General features: G+C 35.3%; 20 protein-coding genes. 16 read left to right on the plus strand and 4 right to left on the minus strand.

Annotation, left to right across the window (positions count from 1 at the left end; translation table 11 throughout):
• The first annotated feature begins 2 nt into the window (after positions 1 to 2).
• The 10 genes from BQ5367_RS10025 to BQ5367_RS10060 all read left to right on the plus strand — a co-directional run bounded on the left by BQ5367_RS10025 (position 3) and on the right by BQ5367_RS10060 (position 7,433).
• The gene (locus tag BQ5367_RS10025) at positions 3 to 740 is read left to right on the plus strand and encodes a sugar isomerase domain-containing protein (RefSeq protein ID WP_071442367.1); all 738 of its coding nucleotides are present in this window, start codon (positions 3 to 5) and stop codon (positions 738 to 740) included.
• 120 nt (positions 741 to 860) lie between these two features.
• Positions 861 to 1,145: a hypothetical protein gene (locus tag BQ5367_RS10030; protein ID WP_071442368.1), complete on the plus strand. Its 285-nt coding sequence runs from the start codon at positions 861 to 863 to the stop codon at positions 1,143 to 1,145.
• A gap of 79 nt (positions 1,146 to 1,224) precedes the next feature.
• Positions 1,225 to 1,365 carry a hypothetical protein gene (locus BQ5367_RS13540; RefSeq protein ID WP_154667091.1) on the plus strand — a complete coding sequence of 47 codons (141 nt, stop codon included), beginning with the start codon at positions 1,225 to 1,227 and terminating at the stop codon, positions 1,363 to 1,365.
• 20 nt (positions 1,366 to 1,385) lie between these two features.
• Complete coding sequence (locus BQ5367_RS10035) at positions 1,386 to 1,814, plus strand: VOC family protein (protein WP_071442369.1); 429 nt, start codon at positions 1,386 to 1,388, stop codon at positions 1,812 to 1,814.
• Between the two features lie 196 nt (positions 1,815 to 2,010).
• Positions 2,011 to 3,435: a 6-phospho-beta-glucosidase gene (locus BQ5367_RS10040; RefSeq protein WP_071442370.1), complete on the plus strand. Its 1,425-nt coding sequence runs from the start codon at positions 2,011 to 2,013 to the stop codon at positions 3,433 to 3,435.
• Between the two features lie 71 nt (positions 3,436 to 3,506).
• The gene (locus BQ5367_RS10045; protein WP_071442371.1) at positions 3,507 to 3,983 is read left to right on the plus strand and encodes an NUDIX hydrolase; all 477 of its coding nucleotides are present in this window, start codon (positions 3,507 to 3,509) and stop codon (positions 3,981 to 3,983) included.
• 9 nt (positions 3,984 to 3,992) lie between these two features.
• Positions 3,993 to 4,400: a GrpB family protein gene (locus BQ5367_RS10050; protein ID WP_268874452.1), complete on the plus strand. Its 408-nt coding sequence runs from the start codon at positions 3,993 to 3,995 to the stop codon at positions 4,398 to 4,400.
• The gene (locus tag BQ5367_RS13990; protein WP_268874453.1) at positions 4,351 to 4,566 is read left to right on the plus strand and encodes a GrpB family protein; all 216 of its coding nucleotides are present in this window, start codon (positions 4,351 to 4,353) and stop codon (positions 4,564 to 4,566) included. Before BQ5367_RS10050 ends, BQ5367_RS13990 begins: the two co-directional genes overlap by 50 nt.
• 76 nt (positions 4,567 to 4,642) lie before the next feature.
• A complete protein-coding gene (locus BQ5367_RS10055) occupies positions 4,643 to 7,183 on the plus strand; it encodes a heavy metal translocating P-type ATPase (RefSeq protein WP_071442372.1) in 2,541 nt (846 codons plus the stop codon).
• A complete protein-coding gene (locus tag BQ5367_RS10060) occupies positions 7,170 to 7,433 on the plus strand; it encodes a metal-sensing transcriptional repressor (RefSeq protein ID WP_071442373.1) in 264 nt (87 codons plus the stop codon). Before BQ5367_RS10055 ends, BQ5367_RS10060 begins: the two co-directional genes overlap by 14 nt.
• Before the next feature lie 370 nt (positions 7,434 to 7,803).
• Here BQ5367_RS10060 and BQ5367_RS10065 read toward each other — a convergent pair whose 3' ends face one another.
• Entirely contained in the window at positions 7,804 to 8,988 is a 1,185-nt protein-coding gene (locus BQ5367_RS10065; protein WP_071440703.1) for an IS110 family RNA-guided transposase, read from the minus strand.
• 297 nt (positions 8,989 to 9,285) lie between these two features.
• Between BQ5367_RS10065 and BQ5367_RS10070 the strand changes: the two genes are divergently transcribed.
• The 6 genes from BQ5367_RS10070 to BQ5367_RS10095 all read left to right on the plus strand — a co-directional run bounded on the left by BQ5367_RS10070 (position 9,286) and on the right by BQ5367_RS10095 (position 17,680).
• A complete protein-coding gene (locus BQ5367_RS10070; protein WP_071442374.1) occupies positions 9,286 to 11,880 on the plus strand; it encodes a calcium-translocating P-type ATPase, PMCA-type in 2,595 nt (864 codons plus the stop codon).
• A gap of 250 nt (positions 11,881 to 12,130) precedes the next feature.
• Positions 12,131 to 12,670, plus strand: coding sequence for a TetR/AcrR family transcriptional regulator (locus tag BQ5367_RS10075; RefSeq protein ID WP_071442375.1), 540 nt, complete (start codon positions 12,131 to 12,133; stop codon positions 12,668 to 12,670).
• 94 nt (positions 12,671 to 12,764) lie between these two features.
• Positions 12,765 to 13,787: a zinc-dependent alcohol dehydrogenase gene (locus tag BQ5367_RS10080; RefSeq protein ID WP_083383236.1), complete on the plus strand. Its 1,023-nt coding sequence runs from the start codon at positions 12,765 to 12,767 to the stop codon at positions 13,785 to 13,787.
• A gap of 83 nt (positions 13,788 to 13,870) precedes the next feature.
• The gene (locus BQ5367_RS10085; protein ID WP_071442376.1) at positions 13,871 to 15,565 is read left to right on the plus strand and encodes a M3 family oligoendopeptidase; all 1,695 of its coding nucleotides are present in this window, start codon (positions 13,871 to 13,873) and stop codon (positions 15,563 to 15,565) included.
• A gap of 111 nt (positions 15,566 to 15,676) precedes the next feature.
• Positions 15,677 to 16,873 carry an O-antigen ligase family protein gene (locus BQ5367_RS10090; protein ID WP_071442377.1) on the plus strand — a complete coding sequence of 399 codons (1,197 nt, stop codon included), beginning with the start codon at positions 15,677 to 15,679 and terminating at the stop codon, positions 16,871 to 16,873.
• Between the two features lie 60 nt (positions 16,874 to 16,933).
• Positions 16,934 to 17,680, plus strand: a complete 747-nt coding sequence (locus BQ5367_RS10095; protein ID WP_071442378.1) for an META domain-containing protein — start codon at positions 16,934 to 16,936, stop codon at positions 17,678 to 17,680.
• Between the two features lie 27 nt (positions 17,681 to 17,707).
• On the opposite strand, the gene BQ5367_RS10100 is transcribed toward BQ5367_RS10095, so the two are convergent.
• From BQ5367_RS10100 to BQ5367_RS10115, 3 genes are all read right to left on the minus strand, one after another.
• Positions 17,708 to 18,790: an FAD:protein FMN transferase gene (locus BQ5367_RS10100; RefSeq protein ID WP_083383238.1), complete on the minus strand. Its 1,083-nt coding sequence runs from the start codon at positions 18,788 to 18,790 to the stop codon at positions 17,708 to 17,710.
• Between the two features lie 672 nt (positions 18,791 to 19,462).
• Positions 19,463 to 20,434: an IS3 family transposase gene (locus BQ5367_RS10110; protein ID WP_083383113.1), complete on the minus strand. Its 972-nt coding sequence runs from the start codon at positions 20,432 to 20,434 to the stop codon at positions 19,463 to 19,465.
• Positions 20,398 to 20,700, minus strand: coding sequence for a transposase (locus BQ5367_RS10115; RefSeq protein WP_071440699.1), 303 nt, complete (start codon positions 20,698 to 20,700; stop codon positions 20,398 to 20,400). The genes BQ5367_RS10110 and BQ5367_RS10115 overlap by 37 nt, the downstream gene beginning before the upstream one ends.
• Between the last annotated feature and the right edge of the window lie 143 nt (positions 20,701 to 20,843).

Raw genomic sequence — 20,843 nt, forward strand, 5'->3', positions numbered from 1 at the left:
TTATGAAAAAAAGATATATTGAATTTGCACAGATCATGAAAGATCAATTGGATCAAGCGCTTCAACAGGAGGAAAAGATAGAAGCGTGTGCACGTATAATTAGTGATACCGTGCGTCATGATGGACTGGTTCATGTTTTTGGCTGTGGCCATTCTCAGATGTTTGGGGAGGAACTTTGTTTCCGTACAGGTGGTTTAGTACCGATTAATGCTATTATGATACCTCAGTATAATATCTATCCAAAGGTACGTCTTTCACAAGTGATGGAAAGATGTGAAGGCGTGGCCGCCTCTGTTTTAGATACGATGCAGACTTCAACAGCCGATACAATGATCATCGTGTCTGTATCCGGACGTAATGCGGCAGGTATCGATATGGCATTGGCAGCTAAAGAAAAGGGAATGAAAGTTATCTGTGTTACTTCGCTTGGTTATTCGACTCAAGTAACCTCTCGTCATTCAAGTGGAAAATTATTGAAAGATGTCAGTGATATTGTCTTAGATATATGTGGTGTTAAAGGAGATGCAGTACTTGAAGACGAACGTGTCAGTGAGAAATTCTGTTCAACTTCTACGGTAGTGGCAATGAGTCTATTGATTGGCATCATGGGACAGGCGATTCAAAATCTGGCAGATGAAGGAATCGATCCGCCAATTTGGGTTAGCGGTAATCTTGATCGTGGTGATGCCGTTAATGCAGAATATATTAAAAAATATAAAGGAAGAGTAGATATTTTATAATTAGGGAGAAACAGTGATGTATTGTCTAAGTGATGAATTGCTAGGAAATATCAAAAAAAAATAAGTCAAGAGATTTATGAGAAAACAAAGGGTGTCGTTTCTTATGAGGAATATATTGTTTTGCCTTATTATGGAGGAAATATTATTCTACGTTTTGATTTAAAAAAAGAAAAGGTGACTCTTGATGAACTCGATCAATATGAAGCTTTGATGTATGAAATCGTAAAAGATGATTTTTTGATTGATTTTATGGGAGATGTATATAAAAAAGTGGGTCTTGATATTTCGCATCTTGATGAATATCTAATTAAATGTGCTCACTCTTATCATGAAGAAAAGATCTTATCTTCTCCTTTTTGTGAAAAAGTGAAAAAAAGATGCGGAATATTTATTAAAATGTGTTGATTTACCTAAAGAAACTAAAGTCTGGGAGATTCAATTAGAAGAAGAAATCAATCTGTTTATTCTGGGAAAAAAGAATAGTTTGGTAAAACAGGAAAGTGCTGATGGGGAGACTGTCAATATTTTTGAAGTTAAAAGTGAGGAATGTGAAGGATTGATCAAAGCGGCATTTTATGCGAAAAGAAAAAAGCTTTCATTAGTAAAAGTTTTGCTTGAGTCATAAAGAAGTTATTGAGGAGAAAAATGAAGCTAGGTACGACTTATATATGTGTTTCTGATATGGAAAAATCTTTAGCTTTCTATAAAGCATTACTTCAGCAGGATCCTTTTTATTGTAATGATGATCGTTGGATTACGTTTCATTGTGGTAATTCTATATCGATATACAATAAGAAATACGATGAAAAGCTAATTGAAAAAGGTGGTCATATTCATTTTAATCAGGCTTATTTAGATGACTTTTATAAGCCAGAAGAGAAAAAGATGAATAATATGGTAATATTTAATTTTGAAACAGATGATTTAAAAGAGGAATATGAAAGAATAAAAAAATTGAATATTGGCGAAGTTTCTGAAATTTTATATGTCAATGTTCATATGCCATATTATTATTTTAATCTAATAGATCCGGATGGTAACATTATTGAAATCAGTGGTCCATATGATGGATAATGAAAGAGTATTTCATCATATATCTGATTACAGGAAATCTTTTATTTAGTTTTATTATAGATATTTGTACATAAGTGTTTTAGGAATAAATATTGTAATTAAATGAGAAAACAAGGCGATCTTTATTTAAAGAATAATAGAAATGAATGGTTAAAAAAAGCATAAGATGTAGAGAAATAGATGAGGAGGAATTAAAATGAGCTTTCCAAAAAATTTTTTATGGGGAGGTGCAACCGCTGCCAATCAGTGTGAAGGTGCTTATGATGAAGGCGGAAGAGGTCTTGCCAATGTCGATGTGATTCCTCATGGCAGTGAGAGATGGAAGGTTGCCAGTGGTGAAAGACAGATGTTTGATTTTGAAGAAGGATTTTATTATCCTGCAAAAGAAGCTATCGATATGTATCATCACTTTAAGGAAGATATTGCGCTGTTTGGTGAAATGGGTTTTAAAACTTATCGCTTATCGATTGCCTGGTCAAGAATTTTCCCTAAGGGTGATGAAGAAGAACCCAATGAAGAAGGCTTGAAATTTTATGAGGCTCTGTTTAAGGAATGTCATAAATATGGCATTGAACCTTTAGTAACGATCACTCATTTTGACTGTCCGATGCATCTGATCAAAGAATATGGAGGATGGCGTAATCGAAAGATGATTGATTTTTATAAAAATCTCGTTACTGTCTTATTTACTCGTTATAAAGGGTTAGTAAAGTATTGGCTGACTTTCAATGAGATCAATATGCTCATTCATGCACCTTTTATGGGAGCAGGAATCTGTTTTGAAGAAGGTGAAGATCGTTATCAGACACTATATACAGCAGCTCATCATGAATTAGTTGCAAGTGCATGGGCGACCAAGATTGGTCATAAGATTGATCCTGAAAACAAGATTGGCTGTATGCTGGCAGCAGGTTCCTATTATCCGTATTCATGCAGGCCGGAAGATGTGCTTGCTGCTTTAAAGGATAATCATAAAAACTATTTCTTCATTGATGTACAGTCAAGAGGAGCTTATCCAAATTATGCGTTAAAAGAGTTTGAAAGAAATGGTTTTGAAATACCATATAAAGAAAATGATCAAGAAATTTTAAAGGAGAATACAGTAGATTTTATTTCATTTAGCTATTATTCTTCAAGAGTATCAGCTTATCAATATGAAAGTGAGAAGACAGCAGGAAATATTTTCGAGTCAGTAAAGAATCCATATTTAAAAGCGAGTGAATGGGGCTGGCAGATCGATCCGATGGGATTAAGAATAACGATGAATGACTTATATGATCGCTATCAGAAGCCATTATTTATTGTAGAGAATGGATTAGGAGCGAAAGATGAGGCAGATGAGAGCGGATATGTGGAAGATGATTATCGTATTGAATATCTAAGAGAACATATCAAAGCGATGAAGGATGCGATTGAGATTGATGGAGTTGAACTGTTAGGCTATACGACATGGGGACCGATCGACTTAGTAAGTGCAAGCACGGGAGAGATGAGTAAGCGATATGGATTTATCTATGTAGATAAAGATGATGAAGGAAAGGGAAGCTTAAGAAGAAGCAAGAAAAAGAGTTTTGAGTGGTATAAAAAAGTGATTGCTTCTAATGGTAAAGATTTAGATTAAAAGATCAAATGTAAAGAGTGTTGCGGCACTCTTTTTGTTTTAATATAATTATAGAAAAGGAGGATAGAAAGATGGATATTTCATTTAAAACAAAAGAGGGAAGGTTTAATTATCGGGTTGGAGCCATTATGATCCATGAGCAAAAAGTGTTGATGATGAAAGATGAAGGATCTTCATATTTTTATGTTCCAGGCGGCAGAGTCAAGATGAATGAGACAGCTGAAACGGCTGTTTTGAGAGAATTAAAAGAAGAATTGGGAATTGATGGTGAAATCATTCGCCCTCTATGGCTGAATCAAAGTTTTTTTGAAGAAGATATTACTCATGAGCATTTTCATGAATTGTGTCTTTATTATCTGGTGGATATTTCTAAAAATGATGGCCTGTTTACAGATAATACGTTTATTTCTAAAGATCATGAACATCTTTTCAGATTTGAATGGATCAGTTTTGATAGAGTTAGTCAAGAATATTTATATCCGTCATTTCTAAAGGAAAAAATATTTCATTTGCCGGAGCATTTGGAAATATTATGTGAATATGAGTAGGGGGATATTATGTCAGTTTTAAGTGATGAATATATTGAAAAATGTATTGTAAGTGGTCAAAAGGAACACAATCAGAAAATTCTTTTAGTAGGGTATGATAAACAATGGCCTATTTTATTTGAAAAAGAGAAAAAAAGAATCTCACAAATTTTAAAAGATAAAGCGTTGATGATCGAACATATTGGTTCAACTTCCGTTGCTGGTTTAAGTGCAAAGCCGATCATTGATATCCTGCTTGTCGTAGAAGATGCAGGGCAAGAAGATTATGTGGAGGCTTTATGTCAGCAGGGTTATGTTTTAAGGATCAAAGAGCCTGATTTTGAAAATCATCATATGTTTAAAGGACCGGATACAGATATTAATTTACATGTTTTTTCAAAAGGTTCGAAAGAAATTGATAAATATCTTATTTTTTAGAAATTATTTGCGTGCTCATCCAGAGGCAAGAATGCTTTATGAAGAAACAAAAAAGAAACTGGCACAGATGAAATGGAAATATGTGCAGAATTATGCTGATGCGAAAAGTGAAGTCGTGGCAAAAATCATGGATCAGGCTTTAGAAGAAGCAAAAAAGAATAATTAATGAATCAAATGATTTGACAGATCATAAGAGGGGCGTTACAATATAGACACCCTATGGGGGTGTTAGGAGGGAACGTATGAAACAAGATTTTGATGTTCAGGGGATGAGCTGTGCCGCATGTTCCTCAAGGATCGAAAAAAGCGTCTCACAGCTTGATGGAGTCGAACAGGTCAGTGTTAATTTGCTGACAAATCATATGCAGGTAAATTATGATGAAAGCAAGCTGGATGATCAGAAAATTATTGATTGTGTCGTAAAAGCGGGTTATGGTGCTACTTTGCCTAACGCTTCAAATAGTGTAAAGAAATCAGAAGTGATTAAAGAAGATGAGGCTGAGGGTATGAAGAAACGTTTTATTGCTTCTTTAATCTTTATGCTTCCACTATTTTATATATCAATGGGACATATGGTGGGCTTGCCGCTTCCGTCTATTCTTTTGGGACATGAAAATGCACTTATTTTCGCATTTACACAGTTTCTGTTATGTTTACCGGTATTGATTATCAATCAGAAATATTTTATCAATGGTTTTAAGGCACTTTTCCATCGTTCGCCAAACATGGATTCACTGATTGCCATTGGTTCAGGTGCTTCATTTGTCTATGGTATCTATGCAATCTATATGTTAGGTTATGGGCTTGGACATATGGATATGGCTATTGTAGAGAGATATCATATGGAACTCTACTTTGAAGGTGCAGCGATGATCTTAACGCTGATTACCTTAGGTAAATACTTAGAAACTAAATCAAAAGGAAAGACGAGCGAAGCCATTCAAAAGCTGATGTCTCTTTCTGCGAAAGAAGCCATTCTTTTTAAAGATGGTCAAGAAATCAGTGTGCCTATTGAAGAGGTGAAGGTTGGCGATATTATCGTACTAAAGCCTGGCATGAGCGTACCTGTAGATGGTGTTGTCATTGAGGGAAATTCTAGTTTTGATGAAAGTGCCATCACCGGTGAAAGCATGCCGGTTGCGAAAGGAAATGGGGATCGTTTGACTTGTGCAACGATCAATCTGGAAGGAACGGTGAAATTTGAAGCAACCAAGGTTGGCAGTGAGACAACATTGGCTCAAATGATCAAGCTGGTAGAAGAAGCGAGTTCATCAAAGGCACCGATTGCGAAACTTACTGATCAGATTTCAGGAATCTTCGTACCGGTAGTGATTATCATTTCTTTGATCAGTTTTATCGTATGGATGGCTGTTGGACAGACATTTGAATTTGCATTATCGATTGCAATCAGTGTTTTAGTCATTTCCTGTCCATGTGCCTTAGGATTGGCAACACCGGTAGCGATTATGGTTGGCATGGGTAAGGGAGCTTCTAATGGTATTTTGATCAAGTCCAGTGAAGCATTGGAACATGCCCACAAGGTAAAAACGGTGCTTTTAGATAAGACAGGAACGATTACAAGCGGTCATCCAAGCGTGAGTGATATCATTTCTTTTGATGATGATTTGTTAAGTGTCGCTGTTTCTTTGGAAAAGAGCAGTGAACACCCGCTGGCAAAAGCCATTATGGATAAAGCAAAAGAAGAAAATGTTTCAGAATTAGAGATTCATGATTTTGAAGCTGTTTTTGGTAAAGGTGTCAAAGGTGTGATCGATGGACATACTGTTTATGGCGGTAATGCTTCCTTTATGAAAGAAAGCGGTATTGACTTAAATAAGGTGGACGATGAAATGCAAAGATTGGCCAATGAAGGCAAGACACCGCTTGTTTTTGCTAGAGATGATAAGATCTTAGGTATTATTGCTTGTCTGGATACGATCAAAGAATCCAGTGTGGAAGCTATCGCAAAGCTTCAGCAGCAAGGGATCAAGGTGGTCATGGTTACCGGTGATCATCAGAAAAGTGCTTTGGCAATTCAAAAACAGTGTGGTGTTGATGAGGTCATTGCAGAAGTGCTGCCAAGTGAAAAGGCAGATGTCGTAAAACGATATCAAAAGGAAGGCCACTTAGTTGCGATGGTCGGTGATGGCATCAATGATGCTTTAGCTTTAACGAGTGCAGATGTAGGGATTGCTATTGGAGCCGGTAGTGATATTGCCTTGGAAAGTGCTCAGATCGTATTAATGAAAGATGATCTTATGGATGTCAGCAATATGTTTAAGCTGAGCAAGGCAGCGATGCGTAATATCAAGGAAAACCTGTTCTGGGCGTTTATTTATAATGCTACGTTAATTCCGCTGGCCGCAGGTGTTTTCTTCCCATTGTTTGGCTGGAAGCTCAATCCAATGATCGGAGCAGCTGCGATGAGCTTTAGTTCGGTATCTGTAGTAACAAATGCTTTACGTTTAAGAAGATTTAAGTTTGATGCACGGCATGAATCATCGAAAGATGAAAAAATAGTAAAAACAGAAGTGAAAATAGTGAAGGAGGAGAAAAAAATGAATCAGAAATTAGTGAAAATTGAAGGAATGATGTGTATGAATTGTGTTCGCCATGTAGAAAAGGCATTGAAAAGTATTGATGGCGTAAGTGTAGAGGTTTCTTTAGATGAGCATCATGCAATCGTAACGAGTCCTCAAAAAATCAGTGATGATCTTTTGAAAGCAAAGGTTGAGGAAGAGGGCTATAAGGTCGTAAGTATTGAGCCTTATGAAAGCAGATAAGAAAAAAATTAACCGTCTGCTGAATACCGCCAAAGGACAGCTTAATGGTATTTCTAAAATGATTGAAGAAGACCGTTATTGTATTGATATTTCAACACAGATCATGGCGACGCAGGCGATTTTAAGCAAGGTAAACCATGAAATTCTTCGAGCCCATATGAACCATTGTGTAAAAGAAGCTTTTGAAGAAGGAAACGGTGAAGAAAAAGTGAATGAAATCATTGACATTCTAGAAAAAATGTATAAATAAATTTGTTGACGAAGTGTTTTGGGTATGGTATCATTTCATCTGTACAAAAACCCAATATAAGGGGGAGTAGCTGATGAAGCAATTCATTATCACATTCGTCAACACGCTTCTAAAGCCGGATGTGATTATCAATGATGATAAGCAAGACCTTTATTCAACGTGTTGTGGATAAGGGTTTTTTATTTTAGTAAGGAGCTAACTATATAAAAATCAAGAGAATTAGATGAAAAAGTTTGAAAATATAAAATTTCTAGTTTTGTATGTTAGCTGGAGCTGTTCTTTGAAAAGTGAATAGTGATTTGTACTTTTTGGGCATGATGAAAACAACCTTGATGAAGGGAATTTCTAAAATTTGTTTGAAGTTAATTATTTATCTTAACAAATCAGGATTAAATGGCTGATTCGTAGTGACTAAATGATAGATAACTCTAAGCAGCTTTCTTACACAGTGTCCTTGAGCACAGCGATGTCCCTTGCCTTGAGAGATCTTAAGCTGATAGTATTCCTTGAATACAGGATTGCATCGAATAACTGTCAGTATGATCTGATACAAGGTCTTTCGAAGATACTTTGATCCTTTCTTGGCAATAGCTGTATGCTGTGCAGCAAACTGACTTGATTCGTAATGGTAAGGGGCCACCCCTGCAGCCTTTATGATTTTTCTTGCATTAGAATAGTTGCTTATATCTCCTAATTCCGCTAAAATAGAAGTACCAGAGAAATGAGAAATTCCTGGTATGGAGAGGATAGGAGAGTTTGTCTTGAGCGAGAACTCTTCTATTTTTTTATCTATTTCAGTAATTTGCTCATGGATCAATTCTATTTGATCGACCAGATGTCTGATCTGAATAACGTCTGCTGATGAAGGAATTCCAACAGAGGATTTTGCACGATCCTTAAGCATTTCAGGGGTTAAAGAAATACGTCTTCCTCTGCCTTTGTATTCAAAGCATCGACGAATCCTTCTTATATCAGCATTAGCGATAGCTTCAGCACTGCCAAAAGTTTTAAGCACCGCCATATATACACGGCTATATTTGGAATCAAACAGACTGTTGAATTCAGGGAATACAATATCAATACACCTTTGCAGGCGGTTTGAGTAGACATTGAGCTCTTCCTTCAGATTATGATGATGTCTGGTTAACTGTTTCTGTTCATAAAGATCGAAGCTGTTAACTTTCGTGATACGATACTGCTTTTTACGTTCTGGAGTATCCAGGACATCACAAATAGTCAAAGTGTCGAGCTTATCATTTTTGGTAATACCACCTTGCATTTTACGGGAAAAATCAGTGGTTGTAGGATTGATAAGAGCAACGGAGAAGTTTCTATCCAGAAGAAATCTCAACAAAGCAAAATGATAGTGTCCGGTATCTTCCATACCAATTAAGATAGATTTTTTAGAGTAAGGTTTAAGATTTTGAATAAGCAGATCAAAGCCATGTTTATCATTAGAGAAAGAAGCAGGGTGAACGATAAGTTCTCCGGTATCTTTATCCATGATACAAAAGAAGTGTTTATTCTTTCCAATGTCGATTCCAACTAATTTCATGATATAAAATCCTTTCTTTAAAATACGTGAAAATGGTATCCACAACACTTAAACCACAAAACCTGGTTCAAAATACGAATTCAAAGACTCATCTAACTCATCATTATTTAGGAATAAGGTGTGGTAAGAACCTCCTTAAAGTAGTCAAGCCACAAGGAATAATACAAATCCACATTCACATTATTCAATTTTACAGATTAACAAAACCGTAATCAACCACGGTTTAAAGGGTTGATAGAAAGGAAAAGTATACTGTAAATGACTATTAAATGAGTCATTTATAATATACCAGGAACTATGTTAACTAAAACAACAAAACAAATTGAAGAAGCGCTAGATACCAGTTCTCAAAGTGGTCTGACTAGTGCGCAGGTTTCAAAAAGGCTTGAAGAAAATGGCTACAATGAACTTGCTGAACAGAAAAAGGAAAGTCTTTTAATTAAGTTCTTAAATCAGTTCAAGGACACACTGGTGATTATTCTGCTGATTGCTGCTGCTGTTTCAATTGCGGTAGAACCAACTGAATGGATTGACAGTGTTATTATTTTGATAGTCGTTTTGATCAATGCTATTTTAGGTGTTGTACAGGAAAGCAAGGCTGAAAAAAGCTTGGAAGCATTACAGAAGTTAAGTGCACCAACAGCAAAGGTCATTCGTAACAATCAGCCAATGGTCGTTGATGCGAAGGAGCTTGTCGTTGGTGATTTGCTGATTCTGGAGGCTGGTGACTGTGTTGGTAGTGATGCACGTATTATTGAAAGCCACAATTTACAGATAGATGAATCAGCCCTAACAGGTGAAAGTGTACCTGTTCATAAATCAGCTGATCCGCTGGAAAGTGAAGATATGCCATTAGGTGACCGTGTGAATATGGCTTATCAGTCATGTAATGTCACTTATGGACGTGGACGTGCTATTGTTACATCAACAGGTATGCAGAATGAAGTTGGTAAGATTGCTGATATGCTGATGAACGAAAAGCAAGAACTGACACCATTGCAGGTAAAACTGAATGAAATCGGTAAAATGATTGGTGTGATGTGTATCGCTATCTGTATCATCGTATTTGCGATGGAATATTTCGGTGGTCTGGAATCGCTTTTAGAAGCATTCAAGACAAGTATTGCATTAGCAGTTGCTGCTATTCCTGAAGGACTTGCAACGATTGTTACGATCGTACTGGCATTATCTGTACAGAAGATGGTAAAGCATCATGCAATCGTAAGAAGACTGCCAGCAGTTGAAACACTGGGAAGCACTTCAATTGTTTGCTCTGATAAGACAGGAACTTTGACTCAGAATAAGATGACAGTTCTTGAGGTTTATAGCAAAGAAGGCTTAAAGTCTTTAGATGATGCGAATAGTGAAGATGAAATCAAAATGTTGAACTACTTCACATTGTGCAGTGATGCGCAGATCAAAGATGGAAAAGAAATTGGCGATCCAACTGAAATAGCATTAGTTGCTGCTTCTTTGAAAAAGAATTATTCTAAGGAAGAACTTGCTAAAACATACAAACGTGGAGAAGAACTTAGCTTTGACTCTGATCGTAAGATGATGAGCGTTTTTTATGAAGTTGACGGTGAAATCATTTCAATCACTAAGGGTGGCTGTGATGTTGTCTTAAACAAATGTGATAATGCAGATGTTGATAAGATCATGGAAGCGAATAACCTGATGGCAGACAAAGCATTACGTGTATTAGCTGTAGCTATCCGTAAATGGGATAAGATGCCAGAAACGATTGATTTTGACACAGTTGAAAATCACTTAACTTTTGTTGGTCTGGTAGGTATGATCGATCCACCTCGTCCAGAGGCTAAAGATGCAATTGCTACTGCTAAAAAAGCAGGTGTGCGTACGATCATGATTACAGGTGACCACATCAATACTGCAAGTGCTATTGCAAAAGAACTTGGTATTCTGACTGAAGGAACAAGAGCTGTCAGTGGTACGGAGTTAAACAATATGAGTGATGAAGAGCTGATGGAGCACATTGAAGAATTCTCTGTTTATGCACGTGTAGCTCCTGAACATAAGGTAAGAATTGTCAATGCATGGCAGTCAAAAGGTCATATCGTTGCAATGACAGGTGATGGGGTTAATGATGCTCCTGCCCTGAAAGCAGCAGATATCGGTTGTGCAATGGGTATTACAGGTACAGATGTAGCAAAGAGTGCTGCAGCTATGGTATTGACAGATGATAATTTTGCGACGATCATTACATCGATTCGTGAAGGCCGTGGTATCTTTGATAACATTCAAAAGGATGTTCAGTATCTTTTATCAAGCAATATCGGCGAAGTATTAACGATTTTCCTTGCATCTTTGATTTCAGTAGTAATACCTGCAAGCGGATTTGGTGTTCCATTGTTACCAATCCATCTATTGTGGGTAAACTTAATTACAGACTCACTTCCTGCTTTTGCATTAGGTCTTGAACCAACAGAAGCTAATATCATGGATCGTCAGCCTCGTAAGAAAGATGAAGATTTCTTCTCACATGGCCTGATGTTCACAATTGTCTGGCAAGGTATCATGGTTGGTCTTTTAACACTTCTCTCTTATGCATATGGTGAAACTTTCAATCACGAAACAGGTATGACAATGGCATTTGTTACGTTATCTGCAGCTCAGCTTTTCCATTCTTTCAATGTGAAGAGTCATGCTAGTATTTTCTCTAAACAGATTTTCAATAACAAATATCTTTGGGGAAGTGCATTATTAGGTGCAGCATTACAGATCATGATCATTAATGTACCTTTCTTTGCTGATATCTTTGATCTAGTACCACTTTCTCCAACATGTGCTCTAGTATCAGTAGGATTGGCATTCTCAACGATCATCATTGTAGAAATCGTTAAATTAATTAAAAGAATCACTAGTAAATAAATACGATCAGCAGTTAAATAACTGCTGATCTTTTTGTATAAAATAAATCATTGTGTTTTCATAAATATTATCATTCTTTTAAAAAGCAGAGCTAAAAATATCATAGATAATTGCATATTTCAGTCATTTCTATACAAGATCATCAAAAAAGAATTTATTTTCATTAGGTAAGTCATAGCTTTTTTCTGAATAACTTATTTACTAAATGTAGAATAAGATGATATAATGCACACAAATAAAGAGGATAATCATGAATACGAAAGATGCGGTCATTCAAAGTTATATGGATTTAGTAATTCAAAAAAATACTACTGATGTAAAAGTAGCTGATATTTGTCATAATGCTAATATTTCAAGAAAGACTTTTTATAATTATTTTGCGGATAAACAGGAAATTCTCGAATGTATATTCTGTGAAGAAATAGAAAAAACGATGATCAATGGATTACAATATCAAGTAGATGAAAAAAAAGAAGTAATCGCTACTTATAAGAAATTTTTGAAACATAAAGATTTTTTTATGATAGCTATGAAAAGCGAAGGGCAAAATTCACTATTTGATATTATTATTACACATTGTTCAAAGCTTTGCAGGAATTTATATGATCCCTATATTGAAGATAAGAAAAAACTTGATTATCTATCATATAAATATGCTGCAAGCAGTGCGATGCTGCTTAAAAAATGGATGCATGAAGGAATGGAAGAATCAGCAGAGTTTCTTGCGGAGATTTATTTAAGTTCCATTCAAGATCTTTCATCATATAAACACGGTGACAATTATAAATAAATGTTACCTTTTTATTTACTTTTTATAAAAATCGTTAATGTAAATAAAAGGCTGAAATGGTTATAATAGGATTATCAGAAAGGAGTTTTAAACAATGGAAAGAATGATGAAATGTGCGATTTATAAAAGTGCTAAAAACATTGTTGTTGAAGAAAGAGAGATTCCATCAGTAGGGAGCAAAGATGTGTTGGTAAAAAATCTTAGAGCAGGTATCTGTGGCTCTGATGTAGGAATTTATCTTCATGGCGGTGAGGGGTATGGATTACCTGCGGATTCACAGTTTGGTCATGAGATGATAGGAAGAGTTGCTGAGAAGGGCTGTGAAGTATCAGATGAAGTTCAAATAGGAGATCTCGTTTTTGTTGATCCAACGAAAAGTACTGAAAATGGAGTTGCAGGTTCAACGGCTGCAGGTGCTTTCTCTGAATATGCACTAGTAAAAAACGCTGCAATGAATGTTAACTTATATCATTTAGAAGATACTGATTTAGATAAGATGGCTATAATTGAACCATTATGTGTAGGTACTAAGGCAGCAGTCAAGGTAGTGCCAAAGCTAGATGAGAAAGTAGTTGTGTTAGGTGCAGGAACCATCGGTCTTTGTGCAGCCGCAAGTCTTATTGCCAGAGGATTAAAGAAAGTTGTCGTTGTTGATCGTGATCAAAGACGTTTAGAAGCTGCCAAGCATCTTGGTGCAGCAACTGTGAATACAGTAAATGTGGATTTAAAAGAAGAGCTCATTCGTTTATTGGGAGCATTTCCAGGTTATTTTCCATTGCCTGATGTAGATATGTATATTGAGGCTTCTGGTTCTTCTGCTTTATTGAAACAGTGTTTTGATTTTGCAAGAGAAAAAACTCGTTATGCTGTTGTATCTGTTTTGAAGGAAGTTTCTTTAAATGGTATGAATTTTATTGCAACAGAGCCTATGATCTATGGTTCTAGAGGATATGAACCGGAAACGATCGTTGAGGTTATCGATCATTTACAGAAGAATAAAACTTGTATAGGTGAGATCGTTACAAAGAAATATTCAATTGATGATTTTCCAAAGGCTATTGAAGATGCCGCTAGTGGAAATCAAATTAAAGTTGTGATCGATTATGAAATGAAGTAAACCAGTCTTTGGTTTACTTTTAATTTTGAATTTCATTGTATTCAATCTGAAAGCAGTGTAAAATTGCTGTAGGAGGATACTTTATGAAATTTAGTGAATATAAATATGAAAGGCCTGATTTAGAACAGGTACAAAAACATTATGCAGATTATATTGATGAGTTGAAGGAAGCACAGGATGCAGATAAATTTATGGTTGTTTTTAATAAATTAAACCAAATGCGAAATCATATCACGAGCATGAAAACAATTGCTTCTTTAAGATATACGATCAATACGGCTGATGAGTTTTATGAAAAGGAGAATGATTATTGGGATGAATATTCGCCTTTTTATCAGCAATTAGATACACGCTTATACAAAACGATTATGGAAAGTGATCTTTTGGATGAATTGAAGAAAAGAATTCCATCAACTTTTTTTGGTATCATTTCTTGTCAGCTTAAAGCTTTTGATGATGCAATCATGGAAGATTTGCAACAAGAAAATAGGATTGCAACTCAATATGATAAATTGAAGGCTTCCGCAAAGATTGAATTTGAAGGTAAAATTTATAATTTGCCAGGTATTTCCGCATTATGTGAATCAAAAGATCGTGAACTTAGAAAAAAAGCAAGTGAAGCTAAATTCAAATTTTATGAAGAACATGAAGCTGAATTTGATCGTATCTACGATGAACTTGTCCAGGTACGTGACAGGATGGCTAAAAAATTAGGATTCAAAAATTTCACAGAACTCGGCTATCTGCGCATGACCCGTCTTGACTATGATGAAAACATGGTAGCAGATTATCGTAAAGAAGTCCTTGAAAATGTTGTTCCATTGGCTTGTGAATTGGTAAAAAGACAAAAAGAACGTCTTTGTTTAGATAAGATGGAATATTATGATCTGAATGTTGAGTTTGAAAGCGGGAATCCAACACCGAAAGGACATTGTAAAGAATTAGTAGAAAAGGCTCGTCAGATGTATCATGAACTTTCAAAGGAAACAGGAGAATTTTTTGATATGATGATCGATCGTGAGCTTTTGGATCTTGAAAGCAAACCTAATAAAGCTGGAGGGGGATATTGCAGCTATATTAGTGAATATGAATCGCCTTTTATCTTTTCTAATTTTAATGGCACCAGTGGTGACGTTGATGTTTTAACGCATGAAGCGGGGCATGCTTTTCAAGTCTATTCTTCAAGACATCATGCCATTCCTGAATTAGAATTTCCAACATATGAATCTTGTGAAATTCATTCGATGAGCATGGAATTTATTACCTGGCCATGGAGTCATCTTTTCTTTGGTGAAGATACAGCTAAATATCACTTTTTACACTTGAGCTCAGCTGTGAAATTTTTGCCTTATGGTGTATTGGTCGATCATTTCCAGCATGAGGTTTATAATCATCCGCATATGACACCTCAAGAAAGAAAAGCAACATGGCGAAAATTAGAGAAAATGTATCTTCCTTATAAAAATTATGAAGGCTGTGATTTTTTGGAAAGAGGGAATTACTGGTTCCAGCAAGGGCATATCTTTTCTGATCCGTTCTATTACATTGATTATACGTTAGCTCAGGCTTGCAGTTTACAGTTTTGGAAAAGATGTCAGGAACATGATCCGGACATGTGGAAAGATTATGTTGCTATCTGCAAGGCTGGTGGCACACAAAGCTTCTTGGAAATTGTTAGAACGGCTCATTTAACATCTCCTTTTGAAAGAGGATCTTTGAAGGAAATCGTAGATTTTGTGAAAATATATTTAGATAATGTTGATGATAAAAAATTATAAAAGAAAAGACTAAAATTCCTGGTTATGAATTTTAGTCTTTTTTTGATATCCTGTTGTGATTGTATTTTCTACGGAGATTGTTTATAATATGTTGGAATGTTGGAGGGATATATGGAATCGATTAAAGCATTTTGTGAAAGAAAACTTCTTGGCTACAGTGTTGATCAATATATTATTATGTTTGTAGTTTTTACAATTTTCTTACCGCATTACTTTTCATTGGCTGCTATGGTAGGGGTAGCTATTTATCTTATATATACAAAACAGTTAAAAAAAATTATTTTTAATACACCAAGAGGTCATTGGGCACTTATCTTTGGCGCTCTTTCAATGGCAGTATCACTTTATTATCAGAATTATCGAGGATTTATGCAGTGCGTTGGAATTGTATTTGTAGCGATCTTTATTCTGTATTACCGTAATTATGTCGATGAACGCTTATTTACTTTTATCGTAGATACTTGCTGTTTGTTGTCATTGTGCTGTTTCGTATGGGGGTTGCTGGAATATGCTCAGATCGTTGATCGTCTGGGTTATCCTTTTGATGAATTTATTGTGGAGGATTCTCCTGCTAATCGAATCAATTCTACTTTTTATAATGCAAATTATTATGGAATGATGATTCAGTTTTTAGTGTTGATGTGCCTTTATAAGATTCTTCATGCAAAAACTATTCATCGGGTTGTATTTTATGTAGTGACGATTTTATGTAATCTTTTTGTTCTTTATTTGAGTGGCTGTCGGGCTGGCTGGTTAAGCTTTTTAGTAACGATACCTCTCATATTCTATATTAATAAGCATAAAAAAACTTCGCTGTTTTTAGTGCTGATGATAGTTCTTGTTGTTGTGATCGTACTTTTGAATCCGGAGATTTTTCCACGGTTTGATAACATACTTCGTTACTTTTTCAATCGTACAAAAATATGGTTTACAGCAATCAAGGGAATTTGTGAAACCCCATTATTTGGACGAGGACCGAGTGCTTATTATATGATTTATGAAAGTCTGAATGGGCGTAAGGCTTTTCATTCACATAGTGTGTATCTTGATCCATTGCTTTCTTTTGGTATCGTAGGAGTAGGAATGATTTGTTATTTCGCATGGCCCGTTGTAAAAGAAGTTTATCGGTTATATGCTAAAAAAATCAATATTGAATTATTTGCATTAATCATATGTGCTATTTTAGCGGTTTTGATTCATGGTATTTTTGATTATACGGTTTTTTGGATACAGACAGGTACCGTTTTTCTGTTGATTCTTAATAGTGCCAGTATGTATAAAAAAGATACTAATGATGTTACCTTGTAAAGCTTTACAAATTAAAGTATATACGTTAATATAAATTATATAAATGTAAAGAGGTGCAATATGAAAAAATTAATAACGGTATTAGCGCTGTGTCTACTGGCAGGATGCAGCAGCAAAGAAACGATTGAAGTAGATTATGTACATGCCAATCATAATGATGTTGCGGAAAAGGTCTTAGGGGAACCGGTTGGTAAAGATGAAACATCAGAAATTTTTGAAGGATCGGAGAATGTCGATGTGTATTATGAAGTGGTGGATGATAACCAGGTAACTCTATCGGTCTTCAATAATATGGATTATTATTATACAGGTACGGTAGATTTAGAGGCTTGTGATTTTCAGCTTTCGGTAACTGGTTTGGCTCCATATTCTTATGCTTCAAAAACAGTTGAATGTCCTAATTTTGCAGAAGACAGTGAATTTACTTTTACTGGCACATTATATGAACGAAATGATGAAAATGCCTACACTACTCCTTTTGAGATTTATTATTATGAAGATGATGAAACGATTTATGATTATGTGTTAGATCTTTCTTTAGAGGAAATTACTGAAGATGAATTGAAAAAACTTGCTGACTATCTTTATACTGAAAATATTCTTTCTAATTATGAAGGTGAGCTATGGGCAAGAGTATATCCGAAAGCCCCTTATGATGAAGCTTATAATGCAAATACAGATGAAGCATGGAATCAGTTAGATAGCGAATCATTTGTAGGTACGATTTGGGTAGATGCTGAAAATGATATAGCGGAAATTTATGATGGAAAGACGACAGAACTGATTGAAAGAATTAATTATAGATAAGAAAAAACGCTTCGATTATGAAGCGTTTTAATTTATGATTTTGGATTCTATATTAGGTGTTGTAAGAATATAATATCCATCTTTTTCACGATAATTTTCATTTTCAATTTCATCGGTTTTGTCATAGATCCAGACTGCCTCAGCTTCGATGTTATTTTCTTTTAGCTTTTCTAAATAGGCAACACCTTCCTGATAAGTCATTGTGTAAAGAGTGGTAGAAAGTATATCGGCAATTCCGCTATCTTTACATAAGATAGTGACACTTTTTGCATGGCGGGCAGGATAAAGAGTATCGGGATCAATAATGTGATGCATGATATTTCCATCATGAATAAAATAACGCTGATAATCACCACTCGTTACAAAGGCTTCTTGTCCCCCAAGTTCTAACGTGATGATAGATGTTGTACTGTTTTGTAAAGCAGGCGTCAGGATTCCAGTACGCCATAAGTCACCATTAAGCTTGTTGCCAAGGAATTCTACATTACCTCCTGCATTGACATACCCATTAGCATATCCTTCTTCAAGAAGCATTTCAGTAACTTTTTGAGTTGCATATCCCTTTGCGACTGCTCCAACATCCAGACTGGCACAGGACTGATTCAAATAGACAGTATTTTTTTCATCATTGATTTCTACTTTATCCCATCCTGTACATGCTTTAGCGTTTTGCAGTTCTTCTTCAGCAGGTAACACATATTCTTCACCGTTGAGAGCTTTTTCTCGAACATCGTGCCATAGGCTTAGTACAGGACCTAATGTGACATCAAACTGATAATTGCTTAGCTCACTGTATTCTTTTGAAAGAAGGAGCATATCAATGATTTCCTGAGATACTTCCACAGGCTGAATACCAGCATTATCATTGATCGTTTTGATATTAGCAACATCATAATCGTGATATTTATCGAAAAGAGAATTGTAATATAGAAAAGCATCTGATGCTTTTTTAAAAGCAGCATCAAATTCTTCCTGACTATCTGTATATAGCTGAATAGAAATTACTGTATCAAAGCCTGCCTGCATGGTTGAATCATTATATGCCTGTTTTTCTTTTGGAGAACATCCGATAAGCAGAAGGCTGATAAGTAGTAAACTTGTTTTTTTCAATTTAATCACCTGTTTTATTATACTGTGAGTATATATATAAATCAAGAAAGGATTGCTTTAGTTATGAGAAAAAACTTTTTTATATATTAGGAAATTTCATTTTTTGATTGATAGAAAGATGATGAAAGAAAATAAAAAAAGTTAAGTGTGATTTATGTTATGATAATATATATCATTAATTTGAAATTATAGTATCATTATTGTTATTAATATGATATAATATATGTACAAAACATCTCATTTCTGTCAAGGAGGCATCATGAAAGTCTTTTCTCTTTCCAACCGTTTCTATTACCGAGAATTCCCTGATCTGAAGAACACCGTTCTTCATGATCTTGATGTCTATAACCGTGTCCTTCATAAGGCCTATAAATGTCTTTACGATCGTGCCTATAAGGGAGCCTCGTTTAAGGACAGCGAGCTTCATCAGCTTCTTAAAAAGCAGTTTCATCTCAATGACTATATCCCTCTGTCTGCTGTCCATGAAGCCAAGGCCCTGCTAAAGGCTAATGCTGCCTTGAATAAAAAACTGATCCAGAAAACAGATAAAAGAATGAATAGGATCAGAATGAAGATCAGAGAAAAGGAAACGGAACTGGAAAAGGTCATCTGTGAAAAGGAAAAGATGATCCGGAAAACGAAACTGCATGGNGTCTTCGCTTTGGTACTATGTCAAGAAAAAGTACCAGTTAAATTGATAGTTTTGTAATTTTGTAGTGATTGTATTTGACGATTGTAATATTCTTTTTCATATGAATCTGGACTCATGTATTGACAATGTCCATGTATTCTCACTGTGTTGTAAAATGTTTCTATGTATTCAAACACTAATCTCTTCGCTTGTTCATAATCCCATATTTTATATCTGTTTATCCACTCCCTTTTCAATAATGAATGAAATGATTCTATGCATGCATTGTCCCATGGTGTCCCTTTTTTTGAATAACTTCTCTTTAAATCTTTAGTTAATTCTCTGTATTCCTCACATGTAAACTGTATGCCGCGATCACTATGTATGACCAGTGGATGATTCACATTTCGCCGCTTCTTGGCTCTTTTAATGACTTCCAAAACTGATGAGGCTTTCATGTCCTTTGTAAGCACCCATGCTATGATCTTTCTTGAATACAGATCCATGATGCTCGTTAAATAGACAAAACCATCTGTATATGTCCATATATACGTGATGTCTGTACACCATGCTGCATCCGGCTTTTCAGGATTGAAATCCCTTTTGAGGATATTCTTGAGTTTGCTGCTGAAATCTTTTGATATCGTTGTTTTTGTTTTGGGCTTGATGTAGCACGCTTTTATGCCCATTTCATGCATATAATTGGTTACTGTCTTCTGTGATATTTTTAGTCCTTTTTGTCGGAGAATATATGTTATTTTTGGTGCTCCATAGACTTCCTTGCTTGTTTCATAAATTCCCCTGATCATCTTCTTGATTTTCTCCTTATTGCTCTGTTGCTTTGATTTCTTTCGATGGAGCCAGCTGGTCAAGCCACTTCGTGATATGCCGATAATCCTACATACTGACCTTATTGAAATGCCTCTTATTCCTATATTTTGTTCAACATATTCCTTTACTGCCTGATAGATGGCAGCTACTGGCTGTTGAGAATGTTCATAGCTTTTTTTAATATTTCAACAGCATCCTTAAGGTCTCTGTTTTCTTTTTTCAGACGTGCAATTTCCTTAGCTTCATCACTCGAAAAATTGCCAGAGCCCCTAAAAACATTCGATTTATCATCGGTTGAAGCATATTCATTCACCCATCTGTAAAGAGAACTTGTAGATATTCCAAGATTTGATGCCACCTCTTCACAGGTTAAATCAGGATGTTCTTCTTTGTATTTGACTGCATTTATTTTAAATTCTTTATCAATGACTTTCTTTTTACTGCTCATAGTATTCAAAACCTCTTTTCAATTTTATAAACAATATCTGTATATCTTTCTCGCAATAAAGATAGTCTTTTCTTTATTAAAAATCAAGATTGATCTTTGGAGAATTTCTCAGTTTAACTGGCCCTAAATTAATACTAGCACTA

This window comes from Traorella massiliensis, assembly GCF_900104665.1.
Taxonomy (GTDB): Bacteria; Bacillota_I; Bacilli_A; order Erysipelotrichales; family Erysipelotrichaceae; genus Traorella; species Traorella massiliensis.

Excerpts from the sequence above, each read along its gene's own strand:
- BQ5367_RS10060 (WP_071442373.1), top strand. The coding sequence starts at position 7,170 with ATGAAAGCAGATAAGAAAAAAATTAACCGTCTGCTGAATACCGCCAAA.
- BQ5367_RS13990 (WP_268874453.1), top strand. The coding sequence starts at position 4,351 with ATGTTTTTTCAAAAGGTTCGAAAGAAATTGATAAATATCTTATTTTTT.
- BQ5367_RS10095 (WP_071442378.1), top strand. The coding sequence starts at position 16,934 with ATGAAAAAATTAATAACGGTATTAGCGCTGTGTCTACTGGCAGGATGC.
- BQ5367_RS10075 (WP_071442375.1), top strand. The coding sequence starts at position 12,131 with ATGAATACGAAAGATGCGGTCATTCAAAGTTATATGGATTTAGTAATT.
- BQ5367_RS10070 (WP_071442374.1), top strand. The coding sequence starts at position 9,286 with ATGTTAACTAAAACAACAAAACAAATTGAAGAAGCGCTAGATACCAGT.
- BQ5367_RS10035 (WP_071442369.1), top strand. The coding sequence starts at position 1,386 with ATGAAGCTAGGTACGACTTATATATGTGTTTCTGATATGGAAAAATCT.
- BQ5367_RS10045 (WP_071442371.1), top strand. The coding sequence starts at position 3,507 with ATGGATATTTCATTTAAAACAAAAGAGGGAAGGTTTAATTATCGGGTT.
- BQ5367_RS10025 (WP_071442367.1), top strand. The coding sequence starts at position 3 with ATGAAAAAAAGATATATTGAATTTGCACAGATCATGAAAGATCAATTG.
- BQ5367_RS10055 (WP_071442372.1), top strand. The coding sequence starts at position 4,643 with ATGAAACAAGATTTTGATGTTCAGGGGATGAGCTGTGCCGCATGTTCC.
- BQ5367_RS10050 (WP_268874452.1), top strand. The coding sequence starts at position 3,993 with ATGTCAGTTTTAAGTGATGAATATATTGAAAAATGTATTGTAAGTGGT.
- BQ5367_RS10115 (WP_071440699.1), bottom strand. The coding sequence starts at position 20,700 with ATGAGCAGTAAAAAGAAAGTCATTGATAAAGAATTTAAAATAAATGCA.
- BQ5367_RS10040 (WP_071442370.1), top strand. The coding sequence starts at position 2,011 with ATGAGCTTTCCAAAAAATTTTTTATGGGGAGGTGCAACCGCTGCCAAT.
- BQ5367_RS10065 (WP_071440703.1), bottom strand. The coding sequence starts at position 8,988 with ATGAAATTAGTTGGAATCGACATTGGAAAGAATAAACACTTCTTTTGT.
- BQ5367_RS10085 (WP_071442376.1), top strand. The coding sequence starts at position 13,871 with ATGAAATTTAGTGAATATAAATATGAAAGGCCTGATTTAGAACAGGTA.
- BQ5367_RS10080 (WP_083383236.1), top strand. The coding sequence starts at position 12,765 with ATGGAAAGAATGATGAAATGTGCGATTTATAAAAGTGCTAAAAACATT.
- BQ5367_RS10090 (WP_071442377.1), top strand. The coding sequence starts at position 15,677 with ATGGAATCGATTAAAGCATTTTGTGAAAGAAAACTTCTTGGCTACAGT.